Origin of the sequence: Robiginitalea biformata HTCC2501, assembly GCF_000024125.1 — a bacterium.
Taxonomy (GTDB): domain Bacteria; phylum Bacteroidota; class Bacteroidia; order Flavobacteriales; family Flavobacteriaceae; genus Robiginitalea; species Robiginitalea biformata.
In genome coordinates this window covers 1,960,804-1,987,014 of sequence record NC_013222.1, presented here as the reverse complement: position 1 = coordinate 1,987,014, position 26,211 = coordinate 1,960,804, and the positions used below count along the sequence as shown (strand labels likewise).

At 57.8% G+C, this 26,211-nt stretch carries 21 protein-coding genes; 13 read left to right on the top strand and 8 right to left on the bottom strand.

All coding sequences use genetic code 11. The annotated features are described in order from the left end of the window. The first annotated feature begins 38 nt into the window (after positions 1-38). Complete coding sequence (locus RB2501_RS08940; RefSeq protein WP_015754465.1) at positions 39-587, top strand: pyridoxamine 5'-phosphate oxidase family protein; 549 nt, start codon at positions 39-41, stop codon at positions 585-587. Here the strand turns inward: RB2501_RS08940 and RB2501_RS08935 are convergent. Further along, positions 564-1,949 carry a pyridoxal phosphate-dependent decarboxylase family protein gene (locus RB2501_RS08935; RefSeq protein WP_015754464.1) on the bottom strand — a complete coding sequence of 462 codons (1,386 nt, stop codon included), beginning with the start codon at positions 1,947-1,949 and terminating at the stop codon, positions 564-566. The two genes, RB2501_RS08940 and RB2501_RS08935, sit on opposite strands and share 24 nt — an antisense overlap. A gap of 51 nt (positions 1,950-2,000) precedes the next feature. After that, a complete protein-coding gene (bshC, locus tag RB2501_RS08930; RefSeq protein WP_015754463.1) occupies positions 2,001-3,608 on the bottom strand; it encodes a bacillithiol biosynthesis cysteine-adding enzyme BshC in 1,608 nt (535 codons plus the stop codon). Between the two features lie 168 nt (positions 3,609-3,776). Here bshC and RB2501_RS08925 point away from each other — a divergent pair, with 168 nt between their 5' ends. Next, positions 3,777-6,251: a M14 family metallopeptidase gene (locus RB2501_RS08925; RefSeq protein WP_015754462.1), complete on the top strand. Its 2,475-nt coding sequence runs from the start codon at positions 3,777-3,779 to the stop codon at positions 6,249-6,251. Between the two features lie 53 nt (positions 6,252-6,304). Here RB2501_RS08925 and RB2501_RS08920 read toward each other — a convergent pair whose 3' ends face one another. From RB2501_RS08920 to RB2501_RS08910, 3 genes are all read right to left on the bottom strand, one after another. Then, positions 6,305-7,939 (bottom strand): Gfo/Idh/MocA family protein, encoded by a 1,635-nt coding sequence (locus RB2501_RS08920; protein ID WP_041327138.1) that lies wholly within the window; start codon positions 7,937-7,939, stop codon positions 6,305-6,307. Continuing rightward, a complete protein-coding gene (locus tag RB2501_RS08915; RefSeq protein ID WP_015754460.1) occupies positions 7,936-8,433 on the bottom strand; it encodes a DoxX family membrane protein in 498 nt (165 codons plus the stop codon). Before RB2501_RS08915 ends, RB2501_RS08920 begins: the two co-directional genes overlap by 4 nt. A gap of 148 nt (positions 8,434-8,581) precedes the next feature. Next, on the bottom strand, positions 8,582-9,907 hold the full coding sequence (locus RB2501_RS08910; protein WP_015754459.1) for an aminotransferase class V-fold PLP-dependent enzyme: 1,326 nt from the start codon (positions 9,905-9,907) through the stop codon (positions 8,582-8,584). 108 nt (positions 9,908-10,015) lie between these two features. Here RB2501_RS08910 and RB2501_RS08905 point away from each other — a divergent pair, with 108 nt between their 5' ends. The 5 genes from RB2501_RS08905 to RB2501_RS08885 all read left to right on the top strand — a co-directional run bounded on the left by RB2501_RS08905 (position 10,016) and on the right by RB2501_RS08885 (position 18,644). Next, entirely contained in the window at positions 10,016-11,326 is a 1,311-nt protein-coding gene (locus RB2501_RS08905; RefSeq protein WP_015754458.1) for a carboxypeptidase-like regulatory domain-containing protein, read from the top strand. A gap of 701 nt (positions 11,327-12,027) precedes the next feature. Then, positions 12,028-14,247, top strand: coding sequence for an NADP-dependent isocitrate dehydrogenase (locus RB2501_RS08900; RefSeq protein ID WP_015754457.1), 2,220 nt, complete (start codon positions 12,028-12,030; stop codon positions 14,245-14,247). Between the two features lie 71 nt (positions 14,248-14,318). Then, on the top strand, positions 14,319-16,724 hold the full coding sequence (locus RB2501_RS08895; protein ID WP_015754456.1) for a TonB-dependent receptor: 2,406 nt from the start codon (positions 14,319-14,321) through the stop codon (positions 16,722-16,724). Between the two features lies 1 nt (position 16,725). Further along, positions 16,726-17,682, top strand: a complete 957-nt coding sequence (locus tag RB2501_RS08890; RefSeq protein WP_015754455.1) for a DUF4249 family protein — start codon at positions 16,726-16,728, stop codon at positions 17,680-17,682. A gap of 23 nt (positions 17,683-17,705) precedes the next feature. Next, positions 17,706-18,644: a DUF4249 family protein gene (locus RB2501_RS08885; RefSeq protein ID WP_015754454.1), complete on the top strand. Its 939-nt coding sequence runs from the start codon at positions 17,706-17,708 to the stop codon at positions 18,642-18,644. Here RB2501_RS08885 and RB2501_RS08880 read toward each other — a convergent pair. Next, a complete protein-coding gene (locus RB2501_RS08880; protein ID WP_015754453.1) occupies positions 18,631-19,770 on the bottom strand; it encodes a glycerate kinase in 1,140 nt (379 codons plus the stop codon). The genes RB2501_RS08885 and RB2501_RS08880 overlap by 14 nt on opposite strands. A gap of 167 nt (positions 19,771-19,937) precedes the next feature. Here RB2501_RS08880 and RB2501_RS08875 point away from each other — a divergent pair, with 167 nt between their 5' ends. From RB2501_RS08875 to rplT, 5 genes are all read left to right on the top strand, one after another. Beyond that, positions 19,938-20,168 carry a DUF6095 family protein gene (locus tag RB2501_RS08875; protein WP_041327136.1) on the top strand — a complete coding sequence of 77 codons (231 nt, stop codon included), beginning with the start codon at positions 19,938-19,940 and terminating at the stop codon, positions 20,166-20,168. A 96-nt stretch (positions 20,169-20,264) separates the two neighbouring features. Further along, complete coding sequence (gene thrS, locus RB2501_RS08870) at positions 20,265-22,205, top strand: threonine--tRNA ligase (RefSeq protein ID WP_015754450.1); 1,941 nt, start codon at positions 20,265-20,267, stop codon at positions 22,203-22,205. Between the two features lie 86 nt (positions 22,206-22,291). Next, positions 22,292-22,789, top strand: coding sequence for a translation initiation factor IF-3 (infC, locus tag RB2501_RS08865; RefSeq protein WP_238528118.1), 498 nt, complete (start codon positions 22,292-22,294; stop codon positions 22,787-22,789). Between the two features lie 38 nt (positions 22,790-22,827). After that, positions 22,828-23,025 (top strand): 50S ribosomal protein L35, encoded by a 198-nt coding sequence (rpmI, locus tag RB2501_RS08860; RefSeq protein WP_015754448.1) that lies wholly within the window; start codon positions 22,828-22,830, stop codon positions 23,023-23,025. Positions 23,026-23,117: 92 nt separating this feature from the next. Next, positions 23,118-23,462, top strand: coding sequence for a 50S ribosomal protein L20 (gene rplT / locus RB2501_RS08855; protein ID WP_015754447.1), 345 nt, complete (start codon positions 23,118-23,120; stop codon positions 23,460-23,462). A gap of 93 nt (positions 23,463-23,555) precedes the next feature. Here rplT and RB2501_RS08850 read toward each other — a convergent pair whose 3' ends face one another. Then, a complete protein-coding gene (locus tag RB2501_RS08850; RefSeq protein WP_015754446.1) occupies positions 23,556-23,978 on the bottom strand; it encodes a secondary thiamine-phosphate synthase enzyme YjbQ in 423 nt (140 codons plus the stop codon). An 86-nt stretch (positions 23,979-24,064) separates the two neighbouring features. Between RB2501_RS08850 and RB2501_RS08845 the strand changes: the two genes are divergently transcribed. Then, positions 24,065-24,865: an HAD family hydrolase gene (locus tag RB2501_RS08845; protein ID WP_015754445.1), complete on the top strand. Its 801-nt coding sequence runs from the start codon at positions 24,065-24,067 to the stop codon at positions 24,863-24,865. Between the two features lie 69 nt (positions 24,866-24,934). Here RB2501_RS08845 and RB2501_RS08840 read toward each other — a convergent pair whose 3' ends face one another. Then, positions 24,935-26,137: an asparagine synthetase B gene (locus tag RB2501_RS08840; RefSeq protein ID WP_238528117.1), complete on the bottom strand. Its 1,203-nt coding sequence runs from the start codon at positions 26,135-26,137 to the stop codon at positions 24,935-24,937. Positions 26,138-26,211 lie beyond the last annotated feature (74 nt).

Sequence of the window (26,211 nt, the reverse complement as noted above, 5' to 3'; positions counted from 1 at the left end):
ATGGGTATTTTTTTTAATTTTAACAAAATACCCTTCCCATGACCCAGCAGTACTGGACTGAAATCTGCGACGAGATCGATGCCGGAACCCGGCTTTCCGATCACCCGTTTCGCTATGCAACCCTTGCCACGGTTGGGCTTGAAAAGGTTCCCCGACTTCGGACAATCGTCGTGCGGGAATTCGACCCCGAACAGATGCGATTGACTTTTTTTACGGATGCCCGTTCCAAAAAAATGTTGCACATCAAGGAAAATAACAAGGTAAGCCTGCTGTATTACCATCCCGAAAAGTTGCTGCAACTGCGTATCGAGGGCATTGCGTACAGGGAAAAGGACGACGCCCTGCTGTCGGCCTATTGGGAAGGGATCAGGGAAGCCTCGAGAAAAGATTACACCACGGAAGAGCGGCCGGGAGCCGAAATCAAGGGCCCGGACCAGGTAGATTACATGCAGGGCAGCGAAAACTTCGCGGTTGTCCGTATCCAACCTTTTCGGATTGAATACCTGCAACTCCGGCGCCCCAACCACATTCGCGTTCGGTTTTCCCGAACCGACGATAGTTGGTCAGGTGATTTCCTGGTCCCCTAGCGTATCGAGGATAATCCGGATATCCTCCTCGGTGGTATCCGGGTTGATAAAACAAAATCGCAGGACCGTCTCCATGCCCCCGGTCCCCCGCCATTTGGTGGGGGTTACCAGGGAGATTCCGGCCCGGTGGTTCCGGTAGGTCCACTGGTTGTAGTCGTCCGGGTTCCAGCCCTTGCGGCGAAACAGCACGCAGGACAGGCTGGGGGCGCGGACCAATTCCAGGTCCGGGTACTCCCCGATAAGTTCCCCGGCGCGAACAGCAAGCCGGATGCCTTCCTCAACGGCCTCTTTGTACCTGTCGGTTCCGTGGGTTGCCAGGGAAAACCACAGCGGCAGCCCGCGGAGCCGCCGGGTGAGTTGTATCTGGTAGTCGGCCGGGTTAAAGCCGTGGGCCCCTTCGTCTTTAAAAATATCCAGGTAGGAACCCTCCTGGGAGTGGACCCGCCGCGCCTGTTCGGGGTCCCGGTAAATGATGGCACCGCAATCGTAGGGGGTGAACAACCACTTGTGCGGATCGATGGTCACACTGTCCGCCTGCTCAATCCCCCGGAAGAGGTGGCGGACGGAATCGGCGGCAAGGGCTCCGCCCCCATAGGCGGCATCCACGTGGAACCAGAGGCCCCGGTCCCGGCAAACCCGGGCAATCCCTTGCAAATCGTCTACGATTCCCGCATTGGTGGTACCCCCGGTAGCCACCACGCCAAAAAGCCTTTCGCGTTCCGCATCGGACAATGCCGCAATTGCCTTTTCCAGGGCTTCCCCGCTCATCCGGTCTTCGGTATCCACCAGGCGAATGTCCGCGTCAATTACCTTGGCCATGGCCTTAATGGAACTGTGGGCGCCTATGGAGGCCACGATGATCCCCTTGCCATGTTGCGTTCCACCCCCTTCCCGCCAGACTTCCCGGGCGGTAACCATGGCCGACAGGTTTGCAGCCGTCCCCCCGCTGGTAAATACGCCAAAGGCACCCTCGGGCATCCCGGTCAGGGAAACCAGCCAATCCATCGCCCGGTTCTCGCAGAAAATCCCCCCGGCGCCTTCCATCCAGTAGGCCCCGTGTATGGAGGAGGCCGATGTGACCAGGTCAAACATGATGGCCGCCCGGGTGGGGGCGGCCGGCACAAATGCGAGGTGGCGGGGATGGTCGATAGGGACAGTAGCCTTAACGAGCACGTCCCGGAAAAGCCGGAAGGCCTGTTCGCCCCCAATCCCTTTGGCCGTTACGGTCTCTCCCACAAGTTGCTTTAAATCCTCCTCTTTTTTGGGGATGCCCAGTTCCGGGTCCCGGACCGTGATCCGGTTGATGGCGAATTTCATGACGTCCAGGGTCATTTCGACCGTGTCGATATCCAGCGTGTGCATGTTTCGGAATTTTAATGCAAAGATACGGCACCCGATCGGGGCCGTAAGGGGTCAGCGCTCGTAAATCAGGATGGAGAATTCGGGATGCAGGGGGTCAAACGCCCCGAGTACGGAGGGGACCCACTGGCTTCCGAGCTCGAGGTAGCAGGCGGCGAAGTTTCGCGTCCGTTCCTGCAGGCTGCCGTTGGGGAAGAGTTCGCCCTGCAGGGCCACCAGTCGGTTTACGTGGTCCCGGAGCTTGCGTTTCTGGGCTTTGAGCAGGCGTTTCTCCAGGTGGTTGAGCCCGTTGATCTGTTTGGTTTCCTGGGCCTTAACAGCCCCCAGGAAGGAGGCATCCGTTTTTTCGGCCAGGGCATAGAGGTCGCGGAATTGCTTCCGGAGGTGCTCCCGCTGCGGGGTAAAATCGATGTCGATCCCGGAAATGGCCCGGACTTTCCGGTTGATCAGCTCGTTTTGTTCCAGGAAGAGCTCCTGGAGGGAGACCCCGAGTTTTTCCGCTTTTCGGGCCTGCTTGTCGGAAAGGACCAGGGCGGAATTGCGCAGCATCAGGATCGGAAAAGGGATTTCTGAAGCCTCAAAATACGATTTGAGTTCCAGCCAGTAGGCAATCTCGCCTCCCCCGCCGATATAGGCGATATTGGGCAGGATGACCTCCTGGTAGAGTGGGCGCGTGATGACGTTGGGAGAAAATCGGCCGGGGTGTTCCCGGAGTTCCTTTTTCAGGGCCTCCCGATCCATCCGGATATCAGTTTCCAGCACCCCGTATACGCCGTCCTCTTCCACAATCCGCTCCCGGAGTCCGTCCCGCATGTAAAATAAATTGATCTCCCGGGGAGTGACCTGTATCGGGTAGTCCGGGTCCGCGGCCTGCAGGCCTGCAGCCTGGTCGGATACCTGCCGGTGGGCCAGCCCTTCCAGCATGTCGGTTTCCATATGGGGGGCAAAGAGGGCTTTCAACCGGGGATCGTCCCCGTCCAGCACCACCAGGCCTTCTTCGCCGAACAGGCGATTCGCCAGATAGCGGGTGGCAGCTGCCAGGTTCGGATGTTCCAAATAGGCGGCTTCAAACAGCTCCTTGAGTTCCCGGGCGCGATCCCCGGGCCCCAGGTCCTGCATAAACTGTTCGGCCAGCACCTCGAGGCCGTCCGTTTCCATACGGCCGACAGGCCCCCCGGCTTCCCGGTTCCACCGGAATTCCTTCCCTTTGAAATTAAAGTGGTTGATCTCGTCAAAATCGTGGTCCTCCGTGGCCATCCAGTAGACGGGCACGAAGATATGGTCCGGATAGGCCGCCTGTAATTTGCGGCAAAGCGCGATGGTCCCGAGGATCTTGTAGTGGAAATAGAGCGGTCCGGTGAACAGGTTGAGCTGGTGCCCGGTTACCACGGTCACCGTTGCGGAATCCGCCAGGGCGGCGATATGGCTTTTGGTGGCAGGGGAGGCGCTGAGCCCCCGGTACTGGTCTTCCAACACCGTACAGAGGGTACTTCTGTGTGATTCCGGATAGGTTGCGAGTTTCTCCAGCAGCTGCTCCCGGAATGCGCCCAAATCCGGGGATCGGCCGTAAAACGGCTCCAACCCAGGGACTGCGTCCAGGTAATCCGTGATCAGTTTTGAAAAGAAACCCGTATCCTTAAAGGGAATGCCTTCCTTGCGCATGCGTTGGTTTGAACAACCCCAAAGATAACGCTCCCGTGCCTTGCAATTCCTAAAAATACGTTAAGAAACCCGGGGCGGCAGCACCCCGGGGCGTAACCAGGGGTGACGTATTGTGGAAGTTTCCGTAGATTTGGTCCGCCGGCAAACCCCGGTCCCAAACCTGAATTTATGAAGCATTGTTTTGCGCTTTTCCTGTCGTTTTTTACCGCCATCGCCTTTGGGCAGGAATTGCAATCCCCTTCCGAGTTCCTCGGTTACGAATTGGGGACCCAGTTTACGCGCCACCACCGCGTGGTTGAATATTTCCGCTATGTAGCCGACGCCCGCAGTGAGCAGGTACTCCTGGAACAATACGGGGAAACCAATGAGCGGCGACCGCTGATTACGGCCACCCTGTCTTCCGCCGCGAACATGCAGCGCCTCGGTGCCATCCGGGAGGCGCACCTGGAGGCGCTGGAAGGGCAGGGCTCTCAGGGGCCGGCCATTGTCTGGCTGAGCTACAATGTGCACGGGAACGAAAGCGTCAGTACGGAAGCATCCATGCAGACCCTGTACGATTTACTCACCACGCGGAGCAGCTACCTGGAGAATACCGTCGTGATTATGGACCCGTGCATTAACCCGGACGGACGCGACCGGTATGTGAACTGGTACAACCAGTTCAAGAACACCCCTTACCAGGCAGACCCGAACAGCAAGGAACACCATGAGGGCTGGCTCAGCGGCCGCGGGAACCATTATATGTTTGACCTGAACCGCGACTGGGCCTGGCTTACCCAGAGGGAAAGCCGGGAGCGCCTGGTGGCCTACAATCGCTGGATGCCCCATGTACATGTGGATTTTCACGAACAGGGGGTGGATGCCCCCTATTACTTCGCCCCGGCGGCAGAACCTTACCACGAGGTGATTACCGAATTCCAGCGCCGATTCCAGGATACCATCGGGCGGAACCACGCCCGGTACTTTGATGCCAACGGCTGGTTTTACTTTACCCGGGAGGTCTTTGACCTGTTTTACCCGAGCTATGGGGATACCTACCCCACCTACAACGGCGCCATCGGGATGACCTATGAACAGGGCGGCAGCGGCCGCGCCGGCCTGGCCATTCGCACCTCCATCGGCGATACGCTGACCCTGAAAGACCGGATTGCGCACCACCTGACAACCGGCCTGAGCACGGTGGAAGTAGCCTCCCGCCATGCCGGGATGCTGGGCAGCGAGTTCCGCAAGTTTTACGGCAGCCCGAAGAATTTCAAATACAAGAGTTACGTACTCAAGGGAGACCGGGACAAACTCGCCGCCCTCCGCGATTTGCTGGAACAGCACCAGGTCCGCACCGGGAGGGCACGCGGCGGCTCCGTACGCGGGTTCCGCTACGATACCGGCCGCAGCGGCAGTATGCAGGCGGGTCCCGAGGCGCTGGTAGTTCCCACCGACCAGCCGAAAGGCACGCTGGTTAAAGTGCTTTTTGAGCCGGATGCGCGCCTGAGCGATTCCCTGACGTACGATATCACCGCTTGGTCCCTGCCCTACGCCTACGGGCTCCAGGCCATCGCCTCGGAGTCGGCTGTTGCCTATGACAGCCCGGCCGATTTCGGGGATGCAGCAGCACCTGCCCCAGAATCCGGGGCCTACGCCTACCTGACCGACTGGGACAGCATGGATGACGCCCGGTTCCTGGCCGCCCTGCTGAAGGAAGGCTTCCGCGTGCGAAGGGCTTCCAGGCCCTTTCAACTGGAGGGCAGGAACTGGGCTGCCGGAACGCTGATCATCACGGCCGGGGACAACCGGCACCACGCGGACTTTTCCGCCCGGCTGGAGGCCTTGCGTATGGCACACGGCCGGGAATTGACACCTGCCGGCACCGGACTGGTGGATTCCGGCAAGGACTTCGGATCGCGCTATGTGGATGTGGTCAGCAACGTGCGTGTGGCTGTCCTTTCCGGCGAACCGACATCCACCCTGGACTTCGGGGAGGTATGGCACTTTTTTGAACAGCAATTGCACTATCCGCTCACCGTTCTGGACACCGATTATTTTGACCGGGTAGACCTGGACGCCTATGACGTGCTGGTCCTGCCGGACGGCAGGGGCTACCGGCGCTTCTTAAACGAAAAACGGGTGAAAGGCCTGAAAGCTTGGGTGGCCGCAGGCGGCCGGCTGATTGCCATGGGCGGTGCCCTGGATGCCCTGGGAGGAGACTCGGGATTCTCCATCGAACCAAAAAAATCGGATGAAGCCGCCGGGGAAGAGGCGGCGCCGGGAACGGACCCGTTGTCTTTTGAAGCGGGACAGCGCGAACGGATCCGAAGTGCCATCACCGGGGCCATTTTCAAAACCCGGGTAGACCCGACCCACCCGATGGCTTTTGGCTACGGGGATTCTTACTTCAGCCTGAAACTCGGCAGCAGTTCCTACGAACTTTTAGATTCCGGCAATGTCTCCTACCTGATGGGCCAGCCGGTACCCGTAGCGGGGTTTGCAGGGAGTGAGGCTTTGAAAAAGTTGCCCAACAGCCTGGTATTCGGGGTGGAAAACCACGGGCGGGGCCAGGTGGTCTATATGGTGGACAACCCGTTGTTCCGCGGCTTTTGGGAGAATGGGAAACTATTCTTTGCTAACGCCCTCTTTATGGGGAATTAAATAAATAAATCCACGAAATAACCCGGCCTTTAAAGCCGGGTTTTTTTATTGGGTCAGCCCACAATGTCCGGTGGAAATTCCCCGATCCCCTGAGGGCTGTTGAGCAGGACCTCATCCAGGTCCACCCCGTCCACCGGGACCACGCGCTGCGCTTCCGGATCCCACTGAATCCGGCGCCCGAGTTTCCAGGAGAGCCCCGCCATATGCGCCGAGATGGCCTCCTCAAACCCTTCCTGTATGCCGCAACTCACAGCTCCCCCATTGCGCAGGGCGCTCAGCCATTCCCGCATATGGAGGAAGGTGGAATCGACGCGCTTCCCATCGATATAGGTCCACATGAGCCCCTTGTCTGCAAAATACTGGGAGGTGGCCGAAGAGACCCCGTCCAGGGCGGTTGCTGCCGGGTTATAGCGGTATATCGGGGATTGCGGCTGCATTTTGCCGGTCTCCAGGTAGTCTGCATAACGCGTGGAGCGGCCGTCCGGCCAGATGGTGAGCTGGTTGCCGAGTTCCATACTCCCGTCGTGGCCCATCAGCATGGTGGGCCTGCTCAGGCCGTTGCCCAGGGTGGCGCTGTAGACAAAGGTCATCCCCTGCTCCTTCCCTTTTTGCTGGCTGCTGCCTGTGCTGAAATCCGGGAATTCCATGGAAGCCTGAAGCACGTCCGGGACATTTCGCCCGTCCCGGTGCGTATAGATGCCGCCGGAAGCCATGACGGAACGGGGGATGCCCATCCCAAGTACACAATTGAGCCGGTCGTAGTCGTGGGTGAGCAGGTCGCCGGACAGCCCGGAGCCGTAGGCCCACCATTTGCGCCAGCGAAAGAAATGGTTCTTGTTAAAGGGTATTTCCGGTGCACTTCCAAGGAATTGCGCCCAATCGATGGTATCGGGCCCCGCTTCCGGGTGGATGTCGTAATTCCAGGCTCCGTTGTCGTCATTCCGGTTGGTGTTGGTGGTGATCAGCGAAACATGGCCCAGGATGCCCTTTTCCACGATGTCGCGGGCCGTCCGGAAACTCAGGGTTTGCCGGTGTTGGTGCCCCACCTGCAGGACGGCCTGGGAATTCCTGGCTACATCCCGGAGTTCGTAGGTTTCCGAAAGCGTATGGGTCATCGGTTTCTCCACATAAACGTGAACCCCCCGACGGAGCGCCTCCATGGCCATGGGGGCATGCCAGTGGTCCGGGGTGGCAATCACCACGGCTTCCACCTCCCCGCTGGAAATCATCTCCTGGTAGGTGCCGTAGCGCCGTACCGTATGGGTTTCGTCCGAGAAGGAGCGTACAGCTTTCTCGGCCCGGACATCGAATATATCGCAAACCCCGGTAATCCGCACATTCAGCGGCTCCTGGTTCTTAAAATCCTCCAGGGCGGTAAAGGCCTCCCCGGCTTCCCGGGCCAGGGCTTCCGCCTCCTCCATCTCCGCGATCCATTCGTCTGTGGCAAAGCCGAGCGACCGGCAGAGCTGTTCCCCCCGGATACCAAAACCAATGATGCCGATTTTCACAGGCTCCCCGCCGATTCCCTGAACCGCTGGGGGCAGGCTCGGCTGGATATTGAGGCTCTCCAGGATAGCATTGCGTTCTTTTTTGCGGCCGACAGTACTCGCGGCACCAGCCCACCATACGGCTCCGAGGATCGGGATTCCGCCCAGGCCCATCAGTGCTTCTCTGCGTGTCCATTTCATGATATGCGCGTTTTAGGTTCATTCTGTGTGTTTTTCGACCACAACCGGGGCAGGCCAAATAGCGAGCCGGTCGGTTGCAGGAAGAGCAGGTAGCAGGCAGCGGCCTCGATCAGGTTTTTGTTGACCAGCCAGTAACTGCCCTCCGTATTGAGCTGGGGGCTGCCGGGAAGCGCCGGGTGCGCCAGGTAGTACAACAGGAGCATGCCGATTCCCGCCAGGGCCCCGGCTTTCTCAAATACCCCGAGGATCAGCGTAACACCCACCAGGATCAGGGCTACCCAATTCAGGGTGTCTACCCAGGGGAGCAGGGATTCTGAGGCCAGAGAGGTAAAAACCGGTTTCAGCGGGCCCTGGGCGGTGGCCAGGTACCCGAAACTGGTCCATTCCGGGTTGTAGAGTTTGATCACTCCCTCGTACAGGAAATGCCATCCGATCAGGATCCGGAGCACCACCAGCCCTCCGGCCAGCCTCCTGCTGTTTTGAAATTTTTCCATGATTCTATCTGTTTTTTATGGTTAATGTGGTTTATGGTTGGGCCTTTTACGGAATAACGCCAGGACGGGGTTTAAAGCTACTGCTATGGTAGAGTGCAAACTATGATACATATCAGCTTTCCCGCATCCCGGTTTTCCGCATCTCAGATTATCGCGCCCGCCGGGCAATTTCGGAGACAGCGGCCACCAAATGCGCCATCTCCTCCGGGGTATTGAAGACGTTTGGGGTAATCCGGCAGCCCTGAACCCCCGCCCCGTCGATGGCTACCGAATAAATCCCGAAATCTTCCAGAAGCGCAGTTGCAAGCCCGGCCGGCGGGAGTCCCTCCACCCCGACATTTGCAATGGCACAGCTGCGTTCCGGGGATTCCGGCGTATTGACCCGGACGCCGCGAACAGCCCGCAGAGGCTCGGTCCAGGCGCGTTGCAATTCCCGGAGTCGCGCCGCTTTCCGCTTGATCCCTATATGCTCCAGGTAGTCCATGGCCGCATCGATGGCCAGGTCGGTATGCACCGGGTGCGTCCCCGTATGGTTCAACCGGGATATATCATCGGGTTCCCTGGGGTGCTCGGCGAGCAGGGGCCAGATTTTCGGGATGTGTTCCCGGCGGATATAGAGCATGCCGGCGCCCAGCGGGGCCGCCAGCCATTTGTGGAGGCTCGAGCCGTAATAATCGCATCCCAGGGCCGGGATGTCCACCGGGAAATGCCCCACGCAGTGCGCCCCGTCTACCAGTACTTCCACGCCGTGGCGGTGCGCCATGTCGCAAATTTTCCGCACCGGCAGGATCTGCCCGGTGATATTGACCATGTGGCACACCATTAGCAGGCGCGTGCGGGGGGTGATGGCCGATTCGTAAAGGGCGACGATTTCCTCGTCCGAGGCCGGGTGCATGGGCAGGGACAGGACGCGGTTTATCACGCCGAACCGTTCTGCCACCAGGCCGAACTGCATCTGCATGGCCCCGTAATCCTGTTCGGCGAACACTGCCTCGTCCCCGGGTTGCCAGGGGTACCCGCCGATTACCATGTCCAGGGACTCCGTGGTATTCCGCGTCAGGATGAGTTCTCCTGGGGTGCAACCGAGCATCCCGGCCAACCGGGCCGCCACCCGCGCTTTGTTTTCCCATTGCACGGTGCGCATATAATACGCCCCTTCCCGGTTGACCATGCGGATATTTTCCAGGTAGGCCTCCAGGGTGGGCCGGGGAATGATGTTGTAATACCCGCTTTCCAGGTTGATGTAGTCCGGTTTCAGGTCGTAGTCCGACCGGACCCTTTCCCAGAACCCGTTCTCCCCGCCTCCGGAAACTGTACGGGCCTGAATCGGTGCCCCGGCACCCTGCTGTCCGGGTATTTCACGCGGTCTCCCGGAGGGCGAATGGCGCCCCGCCAGTGCACCGTCTGGCAGGAAGATAAAAGGAGAGGCCGCCGTAAGCTGCCCCAGGCGCTTGAGGAAGGTTCGTTTTTCCACGGGAGGAAGTTTTGGTTAGTGTTTCAAGTTAAGAAATCTTTGTATTTACTTTTGCCTTCCCGGGGATTTTGACCTTCCGTATTTACCCTAAAAATAGTATCTTAGAGTATGAAAAATCGCTATCTAATCGGGGTGCTTGGATGGTTTATCTTCCTGGCGGCCCCGGCTGTTCTCGGACAGGAAAGTACCGGGGAGGAAATTGCCGGGGAGGAATCCGGTTTCCGGCAATACCGGGGCGAGGTGCTGGACGCGGAAACCAATGACCCGCTCGTTTTTGCCACCCTGTCGCTCAGCCAGTACAATATCAGTACGGTGACCAATTCCGAGGGCGGTTTCCTTCTGAAGGTCCCCGAGGAGATTTCCGAGGCCGTTGTGGAAGTCGCTTTCCTGGGCTATGAGACCCGCAGGATCCCTTTGCTGCAATTCACCCCGGAGGACAATGAAATCCGGCTTGAGGTTTCCGTCACCACCCTGCCGGAAGTGGACGTGGTAGTGCCGCGGGACGCAATGACCCTCGTAAAGGAAACCCTCCGAAAAAAGGGGGAAAACTATTTTGACAACCACACCCGGATGACGGCATTTTACCGGGAGACCATCAAAAAGAGGCGGCGCAATGTGTCCCTCTCCGAGGCGGTGGTCACCATCTACAAAACCCCCTATACCTCCCTGCGCCAGGACGCCATGGAGTTGTACAAGGCCCGGAAGAGCACGGATTACGACAAACTGGACACCGTAGCCCTCAAATTGCAGGGCGGTCCGTTCAACGCGCTTTTTGTGGACGTGATGAAATACCCGGAATACATTTTTTCGGAGGAGTATATTGAATATTACAATTTCTACTTTGAACGCAACACCCGGATTGACGACCGGTTGATTTTTGTTATCGGATTTGAGCAGAAAAAGCATATTGCCGACCCACTGTATCGGGGGAAGCTCTACATAGACGGGGAAAAGAAGATCCTGACCAGCGCCATATTTTCGCTAAATATTACGGATGAACAAATGGCGAGCCGGATGTTTGTCAGGCGCAAGCCCTCAAATGCCGAGGTGACCCCCACGGAGGTATCCTACCGGGTGGATTACCGGGAGAAGAACGGGCGCTGGTATTACGGATACAGCAATGCCCTGTTGGAATTCAAGATCAACTGGGACCGGAAACTATTCAATTCCGTCTACAGCCTGAGTTGCGAAATGGCCGTTACGGACTGGGAAGCCAATGAGTCGGGCAGCCTGCCCCGAAACCGGGAGCGGGTTAAGACCTCGATCATCCTGAGCGACGAGGCCATCGGGTTTTCCGATCCGGATTTCTGGGGGGAATACAATATCATCGAGCCCGATAAGTCTATCGAATCGGCCATACGTAAAATCCAGCGGCAATTGCGGCGGGAAGAACGCAGCAGCCCGGGTCTAACCCCCTGAAACGATCCGGGGGCAGGGCGGAACCGAGCCGGAAACTCAGCCGGAAATTACCCGGGATCGCAATGATTGACCAACCCCTTCGGATATGAACAATTGTTAATATCTGCGGTTGATAAGCTGTAAACTATTTTAAGTGTTAATTTTTTGGAAATGAGAAGGTTTGCACCTATATTTACTAGGTGATCAAGTAGGGGTTATCAGTCCATGGTAACGGTGAAAGATCATTATAAAGTCAGCGTTCTTTATATTGTTGAATAACCCATCGCACACAGGGCCTCAGTGCCCGAAGCGAAACGGTGAGCCACTCTAAGGAGGCTGTTGCTTCCGGGGTTGGTGGGACCTTATGCGTTACATGGAAAACTCAGGTTTACCCTGTAAGTCAAAAGGACTAAGCAACAAGAAGAAACATCTGGCGGGTTGCGATTTTCGGATCAACACACCAGCGATGTTTCAAACGTCAAACGGCACAACGGCAACCAAGTGTTGTTTTGGAAGGCGAAACGCCTGACAGAGAAAGTTGTTAGCTGTTTTAGAAAGCCATATCAATTGTACCCGTTACAGTGATATGGCTTTTGTTATTTCCGGCTTTTGCGGGTGGCGGACCCGCCCACATGGGCCGCAGCTGGCAGAATTGGCCCGCCCGGTCTGCTTTGCCGAGTTAAAATTGTATATTTGCTCCGCTTTAAAACGATCGAATATACATGGCGACCATTCACTATACCAAAACCGACGAGGCCCCGGCCCTGGCAACTGCATCCTTCCTCCCTATCGTACAGGCATTTTCCCGTACTGCAGGAATCGATATCACCACCAAGGACATTTCCCTCGCCGGTCGGATACTGGCCGCTTTCCCCGAGTTCCTTTCGGAAGCCCAACGCATCCCGAATGACCTGGAATTCCTGGGCGAATTGGCCAAACAACCCGAAGCCAATATCATCAAACTGCCGAATATCAGCGCGTCCATCCCCCAACTGGAGGAGGCGATTACCGAATTGCAGGGACAGGGATACGCCATCCCCGACTATCCGGCCGAAGCATCCTCAGACGAGGAAAAAGCCATCAAAGCCCGTTATGACAAGATTAAAGGAAGTGCGGTAAACCCGGTGCTCCGGGAAGGTAATTCGGACCGTCGCGCCCCGAGGCCGGTCAAAAATTTCGCCCGCAAAAACCCGCATAGCATGGGCGCCTGGAGTGCAGATTCCAAAAGCCATGTCGCCACCATGTCTTCCGGCGATTTCAAATCCAATGAGAAATCGGTGACCCTGGGCCAGGGGACGCGCCTTCGCATTGAATGGGTAGGCGCCGGCGGCGAGACCCGGGTATTAAAAGAAGATATCCCGACCCTGGACGGGGAGATCGTAGACGGGACCGTCATGGAAAAGAAAGCGCTCCTGCAGTTTTTGGAGGAGCAGGTAGCCGACGCCAAAAAATCGGGCGTGTTGTTTTCCGTCCACCTGAAAGCCACCATGATGAAGGTCTCCGACCCGATTATTTTCGGGCATGTCCTGCGCACCTACTTCCAGGAGGTATTCCAACGGCACGATGCCACCTTTGAATCCCTGGGTATCGACGCCAACGACGGGCTGGAAAACCTGCTCGGGGATCTGGAGCAACTGCCGGAAGACCAGGCGGCTTCCATCCGCAAGGAAATTGAAACTGCCATGGAACAGGGCCCGTCCCTGGCCATGGTCAATTCCGACAAGGGGATTACCAACCTCCACGTGCCCAGCGATATCATTATCGACGCTTCCATGCCCGCCATGATCCGGAATTCCGGCAGGATGTGGAATGCCCAAGGCAAGCCCCAGGACACCAAGGCGGTCATCCCGGACAGCAGCTATGCCGGCGTGTACCAGGCCACCATTGACGATTGCAAGGAAAACGGGGCCCTGGACCCGAAAACCATGGGGACTGTCCCGAATGTCGGGTTGATGGCCCAGAAGGCCGAAGAGTACGGTTCCCACGACAAAACCTTTGAAATTGCCGATCCGGGCACCGTGCGCGTGGTTGACCAGCACAGCGGGGAAGTTTTGATGGAGCACGCGGTCAGTGCCGGGGACATCTGGCGGATGTGCCAGGTTAAAGACAAACCCGTGCGCAACTGGGTGGAACTCGCCGTAGAGCGGGCCCGCCTGTCAAACACCCCGGCCGTATTCTGGCTGGATCCCCAACGCGCCCACGACCGGGAACTGATTGCCAAGGTAGACGCCTACCTGCCGCAGGAAACCCGGAAGGAGTTGAATATCCGGGTACTTTCCCCTGTGGAGGCCACCCGCTATACGCTCAGGCGCATCCGGGAGGGCAAGGATACGATTTCGGTAACGGGTAATGTCCTTCGCGATTACCTGACAGACCTTTTCCCCATCCTCGAAGTGGGGACCAGTGCAAAGATGCTTTCGATTGTCCCGCTGATGAATGGCGGGGGACTGTTTGAAACCGGTGCCGGCGGATCCGCTCCCAAGCACGTGGAGCAATTCCTGGAGGAAGGACACCTGCGCTGGGATTCCCTGGGGGAATTCATGGCTTTGGCCGTATCCCTAGAGCACTACGGACAAAAGAACAACAGCAAGAAGGCCGGCATCCTGGGGCGGTCCCTGGATGAAGCCACCGAAAAATTCCTGGAGGAGAACCGATCTCCCTCCCGGAAGGTCAACGAACTCGATACGCGCGGCAGCCACTTTTACCTGGCGCTCTATTGGGCCAGGGCCCTGGCAAAACAGGAGGAGGAACCCGCATTGGCCGGGGCGTTCCAAAAGGTTGCCAGCGACCTGGAAGCCCAAACCGACACCATTCTGCAGGAGTTGCTCGACGCCCAGGGGCAACCGCAGGACATTGGGGGCTACTACCTGCCCGACGCTGAAAAAGTACGTCGCGCCATGCGTCCGAGCCGTTCCTTTAACGCCATTTTGGAACAGCTTTAATTTTAGGTTAATACCGGGCCGCAGTGGGGTTGGTAGCTAATTTTCCGTATTTTTAGGAAAATAAAAATTGCATGAATCCCAGATTCCGGCTCCCGCCGGTATGTGTCCTCCTTTTCTTTGCGACATGCCAGTTATTCGCCCAGGAGCGTTACACCCTCAGCGGTACGATTTCCGAGGCGGGCTCCAACGAAACGCTCATCGGCGTAAGCATCCTGGTGCCTGAATTACAGACCGGAGCCACCACCAATGAATACGGCTTTTACTCCCTGACCCTCCCCGCCGGCACGTACGATATCGTCGTACGCTACCTGGGCTTTGCCGATATCCGGCAATCCGTGGACCTGCTGGCCGACAGGCGCCTGGATTTCAGTATGTCCGAGGAGGCCGAAGAACTGGACGAGGTGGTGGTGACCGAACAGGCGGAACGCCTCGACATCCGCGAGCCGCAGATGAGCGTGGCTACCCTGAAGACGGAGACCATCAAGAAGATCCCCGTGGTCCTCGGGGAGGCGGACGTCATCAAATCCATCCTGTTGCTCCCCGGGGTAACCAACGCAGGGGAGTCCTCATCCGGCTTCAACGTGCGCGGCGGGGCAGCCGACCAGAACCTGATCCTGCTCGACGAGGCCACCATCTTCAATTCCTCCCACCTTTTCGGCTTTTTCTCGGTATTCAACCCGGATGCCATCAAGGATATCAAATTATTCAAAGGGGGTATCCCGGCCCGGTATGGTGGGCGGGTATCCTCCGTCCTGGAAATCTACCAGAAAGAAGGGAACAGCAAGGAATTCCAAATAAACGGGGGCATCGGCGCCGTGGCCAGCCGGCTGCTGGCGGAGGGACCCATAGTCAAAGACCGGGCCGCCTTCCTGGCCGGGGGACGGGCTTCTTATGCCCACCTGTTCCTGCCGCTCTTCGACATCGACAACAAAGCGTATTTCTACGACCTGAATACCAAGTTAAACTATCGGCTGAACGACCGGAACAGCCTGTATCTCTCCGGGTATTTCGGGCGCGACCTGTTCAGCATCAACGACTTGTTTGTCAACACCTACGGAAATGCCGTGGTAAATTTCCGGTGGAACCACCTGTTTTCGGACAAGCTTTTTGCAAACCTCTCGCTGATCTACTCGGATTACTACTACGGGCTGGAACTCGACTTTGTGGGCTTTGAATGGAATTCGGGCATCCGCAACTTCAATGTCAAATACGACCTGAAGCACTATGTGAGCGACCGGTTGCAGATCAATTACGGCCTGCATAACACCTACTACGTGTTCAACCCCGGCAAGATTTCCCCCAACAGCGAGGAGTCCGGGATCGTGGAGGAGCAACTCACCAAAAAATACGCGAACGAAAACGCGTTGTATGTGGACGTTTCCCACGATATTTCCCAGCGCCTCAGCCTGGGGTACGGGTTGCGCGTCAGCCAGTTCAACCGGTTGGGCCAGGACGAATTCTACGTTTACGAGGACGACAACCCCGTTTTCTTTGACCCGTTTACGCTGGTGTACCGGGAAAATATCCCGATCGATACGGTGTCGGCCGACCGGTTTGAAACCCTGGACAAATTCCTGAACCTGGAACCCCGGGTGTCCGTGGCCTATACGCTCAACGAGAAGAGCTCCGTCAAGGCGAGCTATATGCGCATGGCCCAATACCTCCACCTGCTCTCCAACACGAATTCCCCTACTCCCCTGGATGTCTGGACCCCCAGCGGCCCCTACACGCGTCCACAGATTGCCGACCAGGTGGGACTGGGGTATTTCCGCAATTTTGCCGATGGGGAATACAGCCTGGAAACCGAGGCGTTTTACAAGGAAGTGCAAAACCGGATCGATTATATAGACGGGGCAAACCTGATTGCCAACGATGCCATCGAACAGGTCATCCTCAACGGGGAGGCCCGGGCCTACGGCTGGGAATTCCTGCTGCGGAAGAACACGGGGGCCCTCACGGGCTGGATTGCCTATACGCTGGCCAAATCCGAACAGCGCACCCCCGGGCGGGAGCAGGTCACCTTTATGAACCGGACCGTGGACGAGCCGGGGATCAATTTTGGGGAGTGGTACAATACGCCCTATGACAAGCGGCACGATGTAGCGGTTTTTGGCAGTTACGAAATTGACGACCGCTGGAGCCTGAATGCCAATTTTATCTACCAGACGGGCCAGCCCACGAATTACCCGGTGGGCCAGTTTGAATTTGAAGGGCTCGTGGTGCCCTATTACGGGCTGCGGAACCAGGAACGCCTGCCGGATTACCACCGGCTGGACCTCTCGGCCACCCTGCGCCCGCGTGTTAATCCGGACAAGAAAGTCCGGGGCGAATGGGTCTTCAGCATTTACAACGTGTACAACCGGATGAATGCCGCGTCCATCAACTTCCGCCAAAACCAGGATACCGGCCGGAACGAGGCCATCCGCACGTCCATTTTCGGCATTGTGCCGTCGGTAACCTATAATTTCCGTTTCTGAGATGATCACACCCTGCTCCTTCCGCATCCCCTTCCTGCAGACCTGGCTCCTCCCGGCGTTCCCCCAGGTATTGCTGCTGGGGTTGCTATTGGTGAGCTTTTCGGCCTGCGAGGACGTCATCGAAGTGGAGACGCCCGTGGAGGACCCGCGCCTGGTGGTAGAAGGCCTGATCCGCGTGGATACCACCCAGGAGTTTGTCCCGGTGGAAATTCGCCTCACCCAGACGGCCGGTTTTTTCGATACGGTACAGCCTGTCAGCGATGCCACGGACGTAGTGATCCTCTTGCAGGAAATCCGGGACGGGGCACCCACAGGGAATACCTTTTCCAGGGCCCTGGCGGAGGTGGACCCCGGAAGCGGCGTGTATGTCCCCGACCCCACTTTTGACGCCGACCAGCGGCTGCGGGTTTCCACGGTTCTCGCTGCCGACTACGTATATACGCTGATCCTCACCTGGCAGGGGCGCCGCTATGCGGCAGTGACGGAATACGTGCCTTCGGTCCCCATCGACCGGGCCGAACCGGGCAACCGCACGCTGTTTGACGAGGACGAGACCGAGGTGGTAGTGGCCTTTACCGATACGCCCGGGGAAGGGGACTACTATATCTTCGATTTTGGCTTCGGGGAGTTCCTGCCCTCGGAGGACTCGTTTTCGGATGGGGAACAGCTCGAATTTTCATTTTTCTACGACCAGTCATTCGATCCGGGGACGGAAATCGATATTTCCATCCTGGGGGCCGACCAGGTATTCTACAACTACATGCTCCTGTTGGTGGAACAGGCCGGGGACAGCGGCAACCCGTTCCAGACCCCCGTGGCCACCGTCCGCGGGAATGTCTTTGATGTCACCGACCTGGACAATATCGACAACGCGGACAATACGGGCCGGCCCGATGTATTTCCCCTGGGCTTTTTTGCCATCGTTCAGGAATTCAAAGCCACGGTTACGATTGAATAATTGGAAATCCCTCCATTAAGAATATGATGAAACACCCCGTCCCCTCCTACCCCTTCCCCAATTATTTCCGGGCGGCATGTCGCCTGGCCTTCCTGCTGTTTCTGGCCGGTTGGGTTGGCGGGTGCGAAGAGGTGGTGGAACTCGAAACCCCGGAGGAACCGCCCCGGCTGGTGGTGGGCGGGCTGCTGCGGGTGGATATGGAAGAAGCCTTTATCCCGGTGCGGATCCGGCTGACGGAAACGAGCGGTTTTTTTGGCTCGCGGCCCGTTACCCGGGCCGATGCGGCAATCATTACCGTCAACCGGTACGACGGGGAGACCCTCGTGGAGACCTTCAATTCAAACCTGGCCGAGGAGGCCCCCGGAACCGGCATCTATATCCCGGACCCCGATGCGCTATTCGACCAGCGGATCCCGACCATTTTCCTGAATGAGGAAGTCCAATTCATACTCCAGGTTCGTCATCAGGGGCGGCAATACCTTGCGGAAACCTGGTTCCAGCCCGCTCCGCCCATCGATTTCCTGTTGCAGGGAAACCGGACCCTGGACGGCGGGGACGAAACCGAAATCATCGTATCCTTCACCGACCCTGCTGAACGGGAAAATTATTACCTTTTTGAATTTGGGGAGGCCCGGTACCTGGTCACCGAGGACACCTTTTACCAGGGCCAGTTTTTCCAATTTTCCTATTTCTACGAAGACCCGCTCCCGGCAGGGACCGAGCTCGAAGTGCACCTAATGGGGGCCGACCAGCAATTCTACAACTACATGGGTTTGTTAATTGATCAGAGCGACCTGACGGGGCCGTTCCAGGCGCCCGCCGCCACCGTCCGGGGCAATGTTCTAGACGCCACGGACCTGGACAACCAGGACCGATTTGACAACACCGACCGGCCCGATATCTTTCCCCTGGGGTATTTTGCCGTGGTACAGGAACATACCCGCACCCTTACGATCCGCTGATTGGGTGATCGGCAAAATACCGGGCCACTGCCTCCCGTACCAATTCCCCCGCATGTGCCATGTTCCACTGCAGATCCCGCCCCGGGTTAGCCGCCTCGATTACCGCTGTCAGGCCCGCATCCCTGAGGGCTTCCCGGTTGGCCGTACAGGTGCCGCAAACCGCATACACCGGGATGCCGTGTTCGGCACCCAGGGCCGTTACACCCTGGATGAGTTTGCCTTGCAGGCTCTGGGAATCAATCCGGCCTTCCCCGGTAAAGATGCCATCCACCGCAGCTTCTTCGAGATATTCGGCGATACCGTTTAACCGGAAGACAAAATCGGTTCCCCCTATAAACCGGGCCCCGAGAAATACCTTCAGGCCGTAGGCCGTCCCCCCGGCTGCCCCGGCCCCGGCCTCCGTCCCTGCCTCCAGCCCCAGTTGGCGCGCAACCACCTGGTCCAGGTGGCGCAAACCGCGGTCCAGCTGTTCGACGGCTTCCGGGCCCGCCCCTTTTTGGGGAGCGTACACACAGGCCGCCCCGTTGGGGCCCCACAACGGGTTGGACACGTCGTTCACGGCAACTACTTCCACCCCTTTCGGAAGGACTTCCCGGGGCGCGACCACCCGGGATACCTCCCCGAGGCTTGCGCCCACAGGCCGGAGCAGCCGGCCATCCGCACCGAGGAATTCAAATCCGAAAGCGGCAGCGATACCCATCCCGGCATCGTTGGTGGCACTGCCCCCCAGCCCGACATAAACGCGTCGGGCACCCTGACCGACAGCCGACCGGATGAGTTGGCCGGTTCCCAGGGTGCTGGTTTGCAGCGGGTCGCGCTCCCCTTCTTCCAACAATACCATCCCGGAAGCGAGGGCCATTTCCACAAAGGCCTCCCCGGACGCCGGATCCAAGAGGTATTCCGCCCGGATTTCCCGGCCCAGGGGGCCGGAAACGACCTCGGTATGCAGGGATACCTCCCGGGTTGCCCGGACTGCGTCCAAAAATCCGTCGCCCCCGTCCGAGGCGGCAAACCGTCGGAATCGGGCAGCGGGTTGGTGCTGCCCCAGGCCTTCGGCAATGGCGTCGCAAACTTCGTCGGCACTCAGGGAGCCCTTAAACTTATCCGGGATCAGTACGAGGTTCATAATAAGCGAGGCGTTTTATTTTACGCGCTGTCTGTTCCCGGAATATAACTATTCTGGTTATTTTAGGGCCTGTAAATGAGCAATTCCCGGGGGAAACGTTTCCCCCGGGAATTCCCGACCGCCCTCCGGCAAGTGCAGCGGCGGCCGGCAACTGAGAAAACCAACCCATGCCCACCGATAAACGCTTATTGATGAAAGGCCTGCAACGGCTCGCCTACACCCTGGGCCTGATGTTCGCCGGCCCGATTGTCCTCTACCAGGCCTTTAAGAACGAAGACCACCCCTTCTATATCCCGGTACTCGTGGTGGGGGCCATCCTGGCCGTCGGGGCCGTGGCCATGGGGTTCTTCAGTATCAAAACCCTTCTGGACGCCCTGTTCGGCGGTAAAAAACCCTGATACCCGACACATCCGGGGGCCTGCCCGGGGGCCGGGAATCCCGGTTGCCCAGATGCCGGGGAGGTAGTATCTTTGCGCTCTCAGAGTACCCGCACTATGATTGAAATTACGCTCCCAGACGGGAAAACCGTCGAGCATCCCAAAGGATCCACCCCCCTGGACGTCGCCCGGGGCATCAGCGAAGGGCTGGCGCGCAACGTAATCAGCGCCCGCTTCAACAACCGGAAGGTGGAAGCCGCTACCCCCCTGGAAGAAGACGGGAAACTCATCCTGTACACCTGGCGGGACGAAGAGGGGAAAAAAGCCTTCTGGCACTCCTCTTCCCATGTCCTGGCCCAGGCCCTGGAGGAATTGTACCCCGGCATCAAACTGACCATCGGCCCGGCTATCGACAATGGGTTTTACTACGACGTGGACCTGGGTGAGCACACCATTTCCGAAAAGGACTTTCCGGCCATCGAGAAAAAAGCCCTGGAAATCGCCCGCGGCAAACACGATTTCCGGATGCGGGAAGTCTCCAAAAAGGATGCCCTGGCCTACTACAAAGACGAGAGGAACCCCTACAAGCTGGAACTTATCGAAAACCTCGAGGACGGCGACATCACCTTTTGCGACCACGATACGTTTACCGACCTGTGCCGGGGCGGGCACATCCCGAATACGGGCCTGATCAAGGCCTTCAAGGTGCTCAATGTGGCCGGGGCTTACTGGCGGGGGGACGAAAACCGCCCGCAGCTTACCCGGGTCTACGGAATTTCCTTTCCGAAGCAGAAAGAACTCACCGAGTACCTCCACATGCTGGAGGAAGCCAAAAAAAGGGACCACCGCAAGCTGGGGAAGGAACTGGAACTCTTCACCTTTTCCCACAAAGTGGGGCAGGGCCTGCCGCTCTGGTTGCCCAAGGGGGCTGCCCTGCGGGAGCGACTCGAGCAATTCCTGAAGAAGGCCCAGAAAAAAGCCGGGTACGAGATGGTGGTCACCCCGCATATCGGCCAAAAGGAACTGTACGTCACCTCCGGGCACTATGCCAAATACGGGGAGGACAGCTTCCAGCCCATCCACACGCCCAGGGAAGACGAGGAATTCCTGCTCAAGCCCATGAACTGCCCGCACCACTGCGAGATATTCAATGCCACGCCGGTTTCCTACCGGGATCTCCCCAAGCGGTTTGCGGAATTCGGGACGGTATACCGCTACGAACAAAGCGGGGAATTGCACGGGCTTACGCGGGTCCGGGGCTTTACCCAGGACGACGCCCATATTTTCTGCACCCACGACCAGCTGGACGAGGAGTTCAAGAACGTCATCGACCTGTCGCTCTACGTCCTCGGCTCCCTGGGCTTTGAGAATTTTACCGCCCAGGTATCCATCCGGGACCCCGAAAAACCCGAGAAATACATCGGGGAGGTCGAAAATTGGGAAAAGGCGGAAGCCGCCATCATCCATGCCGCCACGGAAAAAGGCCTGGATTTTGTCATCGAACCCGGGGAGGCGGCTTTTTACGGGCCCAAACTGGATTTTATGGTCAAGGATGCCCTGGGTCGCCAGTGGCAGCTCGGCACCATCCAGGTAGACTACACGCTGCCGGAACGCTTCGACCTGACCTACAAGGGGAGCGACAACGAATTGCACCGCCCCGTTATGATCCACCGGGCCCCCTTTGGCAGCATGGAACGCTTTGTAGCCCTGCTCCTGGAGCACACAGGCGGGAATTTCCCCCTCTGGCTCACCCCCCAGCAGGCTATCGTACTGCCTGTCAGCGAAAAGCACGAAAATTATGCGCAAAAAGTTTTAAATTCCCTGGAAAATCACGAAATTCGCGCCCTCCTCGACGCCCGCAGCGAGACCGTTGGCAAAAAAATACGGGAAGCGGAAATGGGAAAATACCCGTTTATGATCATCGTCGGGGATCAGGAAATGACGGACGGTACGATTTCCGTACGCCGGCACGGGGGCGAGGACCTCGGGTCCATTACGGTGGAAGCCCTGTCCGGCTTGGTAAAAGAGGAAATAAATAGTACCTTAAAGTCGTTTTGAATTACGTTTAACTAAAATTAATAGCCATAGCAATACGCAGAAGATTCAGGCCCCGGCCGCAGAGGGAAAACAAAACCCCTCACAATATCAATGAAAAGATCAAGGCGCCCGAAGTACGCCTTGTGGGAGACAATGTCGAAATGGGCGTATACCCGATACGGGAAGCCCGTGCCCAGGCAGAGGAGATCGGCCTCGACCTGGTGGAAATTTCCCCCACTGCAGATCCACCGGTCTGCAAGATCATGGATTACAAGAAATTCCTTTACGAGCAGAAGAAGCGCGAAAAGGCAATGAAGGCCAAAGCCAGTAAGGTGGTGGTCAAGGAAATACGGTTCGGCCCCAATACGGACGACCACGATTACGATTTTAAGAAGAAGCACGCGGAGAAGTTCCTCAAGGACGGCGCCAAGCTGAAAGCCTATGTTTTCTTTAAAGGCCGCTCCATCGTGTACAAGGATAAAGGAGAGATATTGCTGCTCCGCCTGGCCCAGGATCTGGAAGATTACGGGAAGGTGGAACAGATGCCGAAACTCGAGGGCAAGCGGATGACGATGTTCATCGCCCCGAAAGGCGGCAAAAAATAATGTGAGAAAGTAACCTTAATAGTTAACAAAGCGAGACAATGCCCAAGATGAAGACCAAGTCCAGTGCCAAGAAGCGGTTTAAGCTGACCGGCACCGGGAAAATCAAGAGAAAGCACGCTTTTAAGAGCCACATCTTGACCAAGAAGTCCAAGAAGCGCAAGCTGAAGCTTACGCATTCCACGCTGGTACACCCGGCCGACGAGGACAATATCAAAGAACAACTGCGGTTGAAATAAACCACCGCACAGGTAGTACGTTTAACCATGGAGTCAGGCCCTGAAAAGATCCCGTATTTGCGGGGCGCCTGCTACAAAAAAACAAGAAAAAAATGCCAAGATCAGTAAATTCAGTTGCCTCACGGGCCCGTCGCAAAAAAGTGATGAAGCAGGCCAAGGGGTATTTCGGCCGGCGTAAGAATGTCTGGACCGTTGCCAAGAACGCAGTGGAAAAGGCGATGCTTTATGCATACCGCGACCGCCGCAACAAAAAACGCAGCTTCCGCTCCCTGTGGATTGCCCGTATCAATGCCGGCGCACGCCAGCACGGGATGTCCTATTCCCAGTTTATGGGCCGGGTAAAAGCGAACAATATCGAACTCAACCGGAAAGTCCTGGCGGACCTCGCCATGAACCACCCGGATGCCTTTAAGGCCATTGTCGATAAGGTCAAATAGATTTACGGAAACTTTCTCACTGGAAACCCCGTCGCTCAGCGATGGGGTTTTTTTATGCCCATGACCTGGTTCCTGGTTAGCCGGCAAAATGCCCTAAACCCCGCTTAGGGTAAGCACCAGCCAACGACCCGAAGCGGCGTCCCGGTGCTCGCAGAGGTAAACCCCCTGCCAGGTGCCCAGGTTGGGGCGGCCGCCGGTAACCGGCATGTGTACGGAGGTCCCCAACAAAGAGGCTTTGATGTGGGCGGGCATATCGTCGGGGCCTTCCAGGGTATGCTGGTAATAGGGGGCATTCTCCGGGACCATCGTATTGAAATGCCGCTCAAAATCGCCCCGCACCGTGGGGTCCGCATTTTCGTTGAGGGTGAGGCTGGCCGAGGTGTGCTTGATAAAGACCTGCAACTGGCCGGTCTGTACGGAGCGGATTTCGGGCAGGGCCTCCAGGATTTCTGAAGTTACCAGGTGGAAGCCCCTGGGCCGCGCCCTCAGGCGGATTTCGCGTTGGATATAGATCATTTTTTGATGATATAACAATTAAACAATGCTTTCCGCACCCGAAATGTACGGATAAAAAATACCTTTGCAGCTTAAACTCCGAAGCCATGGACTTACGCGATATCCGGATGGTCGTCACCGATATGGACGGCACGCTCCTCAACCCCGAACACCAGGTGAGCGACCGGTTCTTTGAACTCTTCCACCACCTGCAAGGAAAAGGGATCCGTTTTGTAGCCGCCAGCGGGCGGCAATACCACAGCATGGTGGACAAACTGGAGCGCATTGCCGGGGACATCCTGTTTATCGCCGAGAACGGCGCCCTGGTGCGGGATGGGGACAAGACGCTGCTCAGCACTCCCCTGCCCGCAGACCGCCAGCGGGAGATCCTGGGCCGGGCCGGGCGCATCGACGGGGCGCACCCGGTGCTTTGTGCGGCCGGAAAGGCTTACGTCCGGGGACATTCCGGGGAATTCCTCCGCGTCCTGGCCGAATACTATGCCGAATTTTCTGTGGTGGATGAGTTGGAAGCCGTGGACGACCCGGCCATGAAGGTGGCCATTTACCATTTTGAGAACTCGGAGAAGTACATCTACCCCCCCCTGCAGGACCTGGAATCCGATTTGCAGGTGAAGGTCTCCGGCTCCAATTGGGTGGATGTCTCCCACCCGAATGCCCACAAAGGGTATGCATTATCACAAGTGATGCGGGATGCCGGGGTGCACGCCGGGCAGGTTATGGTATTCGGGGATTACAACAACGACCTGGAAATGCTTGAACTCTCGGACTTTAGTTTTGCCATGGCCAATGCGCACCCGAACGTGCTTAAGCGCGCCCGCTACCGGACGCTGAGCAACTCGGAACAGGGTGTGGAACACGTGCTGGAGCAGCTGGCGGAGCAACTCTGACCGTACTTCGTGCCCGTTGCATTGCCGGCGCTGGCCAGACAGGCCGGGCCGCTCTGAAAACCCGAAAACTCAGGTCTTCTGCTTCTTCTTCCGCGCCGCGGGAAACAATACATTGTTCAGGATGAGCCGGTACCCGGGGGAATTCGGGTGCAGCTCCAACTCGGTTTTCGGGTCGCCCACCCGGTGCTGGTAGTCTTCCGGGTCGTGGCCCCCGTAGAAGGTAAAGAAGCCCCTGCCCTTGATTCCGTGGATATAGCGGGCCTCTCCATTCAGCCGGTTCTCGCCGAGCACCAGAACCGTGGGCTTCACCTCAGAACGGGTAAAGGCCGTGGTCTGCCCCATAAACCCTTTCACCAGGGCCGTGTGGTTCTGGCAGAGCATCGTAGGTACCGGGTCCCATTTGGCCGAGAAGTCCATTAGGGAAAAATAGTCGGATTCCCGGGGCACATCTTCCCGTTTGCTGGTCATGTCGATGGAGGAAAATTCGTAGCGGAGCGGGTTGCGCTCCAGGGTAAAATTCGTAAAGGCAAAGGTGTTGGAATAATCCAGTTGCTGCTGGTAATTGGGTTCGGAGGGGTCCCCGTCGAACATGGGTTCGCAGATATCCACTCCCTGGGCTGCCAGGGCGATGTCGAAGCTGTCCGTGGCCGAACACATGGCAAACATAAAGCCGCCTCCGATGACGTAGTTGCGGATCTTCATGGCCACCGCCCCTTTCTCCTCGGAGACCTTCTCATACCCCAGCCGCCGGGCCAGGGCTTCAGCCTGCTGCTTCCCCTCGATATACCAGGGGGCAGCGCGGTACGCCCCGTAGAACTTCCCGTATTGTCCCGTAAAATCCTCGTGGTGCAGGTGGAGCCAGTCGTAGAGCGGGAGTTTGTCTTCCAGGACTTCCTGGTCGTAGACGGTTACATAGGGGATTTCCGCATAGGTGAGCACCATGGTGACCGCATCGTCCCAGGGGGCATTGTCCTTGGGGGAATACACGGCAATCTTCGGAGCTTTCTCCAGGATTACCGCCTCCTGGTTCTGGGAAGGGCTGGCAATCCCGTCGAGCACGGATTGGGCCTGGGCATCGCTGAGCACCTCAAACGAAACCCCTCGGATCCGGCATTCGTTGCGGATGGGCTCCCCATCCGGCAGCAGGAAGGAGCCGCCCCGGTAATTGAGCAGCCATTGCACTTTTTGCTGCTTGCTGAGCACCCAGTAGGTAATCCCGTAGGCCTTCAGGTGGTTCTCCTGGCTCTCCGCGTCCATGGGGATCAGGATCATCGAGCCCCGGGAGGCCAGGCAGGTAAACAGCAGGGCCAGCAACAGAACCGGCCGGGTTATCCGCAACAGCGCAA

Excerpts from the sequence above, each read along its gene's own strand:
- thrS (WP_015754450.1), top strand. The coding sequence starts at position 20,265 with ATGATTGAAATTACGCTCCCAGACGGGAAAACCGTCGAGCATCCCAAA.
- RB2501_RS08925 (WP_015754462.1), top strand. The coding sequence starts at position 3,777 with ATGAAGCATTGTTTTGCGCTTTTCCTGTCGTTTTTTACCGCCATCGCC.
- RB2501_RS08875 (WP_041327136.1), top strand. The coding sequence starts at position 19,938 with ATGCCCACCGATAAACGCTTATTGATGAAAGGCCTGCAACGGCTCGCC.
- RB2501_RS08915 (WP_015754460.1), bottom strand. The coding sequence starts at position 8,433 with ATGGAAAAATTTCAAAACAGCAGGAGGCTGGCCGGAGGGCTGGTGGTG.
- RB2501_RS08880 (WP_015754453.1), bottom strand. The coding sequence starts at position 19,770 with ATGAACCTCGTACTGATCCCGGATAAGTTTAAGGGCTCCCTGAGTGCC.
- RB2501_RS08895 (WP_015754456.1), top strand. The coding sequence starts at position 14,319 with ATGAATCCCAGATTCCGGCTCCCGCCGGTATGTGTCCTCCTTTTCTTT.
- RB2501_RS08935 (WP_015754464.1), bottom strand. The coding sequence starts at position 1,949 with ATGCACACGCTGGATATCGACACGGTCGAAATGACCCTGGACGTCATG.
- RB2501_RS08845 (WP_015754445.1), top strand. The coding sequence starts at position 24,065 with ATGGACTTACGCGATATCCGGATGGTCGTCACCGATATGGACGGCACG.
- RB2501_RS08905 (WP_015754458.1), top strand. The coding sequence starts at position 10,016 with ATGAAAAATCGCTATCTAATCGGGGTGCTTGGATGGTTTATCTTCCTG.
- RB2501_RS08900 (WP_015754457.1), top strand. The coding sequence starts at position 12,028 with ATGGCGACCATTCACTATACCAAAACCGACGAGGCCCCGGCCCTGGCA.
- RB2501_RS08850 (WP_015754446.1), bottom strand. The coding sequence starts at position 23,978 with ATGATCTATATCCAACGCGAAATCCGCCTGAGGGCGCGGCCCAGGGGC.
- RB2501_RS08920 (WP_041327138.1), bottom strand. The coding sequence starts at position 7,939 with ATGAAATGGACACGCAGAGAAGCACTGATGGGCCTGGGCGGAATCCCG.
- rplT (WP_015754447.1), top strand. The coding sequence starts at position 23,118 with ATGCCAAGATCAGTAAATTCAGTTGCCTCACGGGCCCGTCGCAAAAAA.
- rpmI (WP_015754448.1), top strand. The coding sequence starts at position 22,828 with ATGCCCAAGATGAAGACCAAGTCCAGTGCCAAGAAGCGGTTTAAGCTG.
- RB2501_RS08840 (WP_238528117.1), bottom strand. The coding sequence starts at position 26,137 with ATGATCCTGATCCCCATGGACGCGGAGAGCCAGGAGAACCACCTGAAG.
- RB2501_RS08885 (WP_015754454.1), top strand. The coding sequence starts at position 17,706 with ATGATGAAACACCCCGTCCCCTCCTACCCCTTCCCCAATTATTTCCGG.
- RB2501_RS08940 (WP_015754465.1), top strand. The coding sequence starts at position 39 with ATGACCCAGCAGTACTGGACTGAAATCTGCGACGAGATCGATGCCGGA.
- bshC (WP_015754463.1), bottom strand. The coding sequence starts at position 3,608 with ATGCGCAAGGAAGGCATTCCCTTTAAGGATACGGGTTTCTTTTCAAAA.
- RB2501_RS08890 (WP_015754455.1), top strand. The coding sequence starts at position 16,726 with ATGATCACACCCTGCTCCTTCCGCATCCCCTTCCTGCAGACCTGGCTC.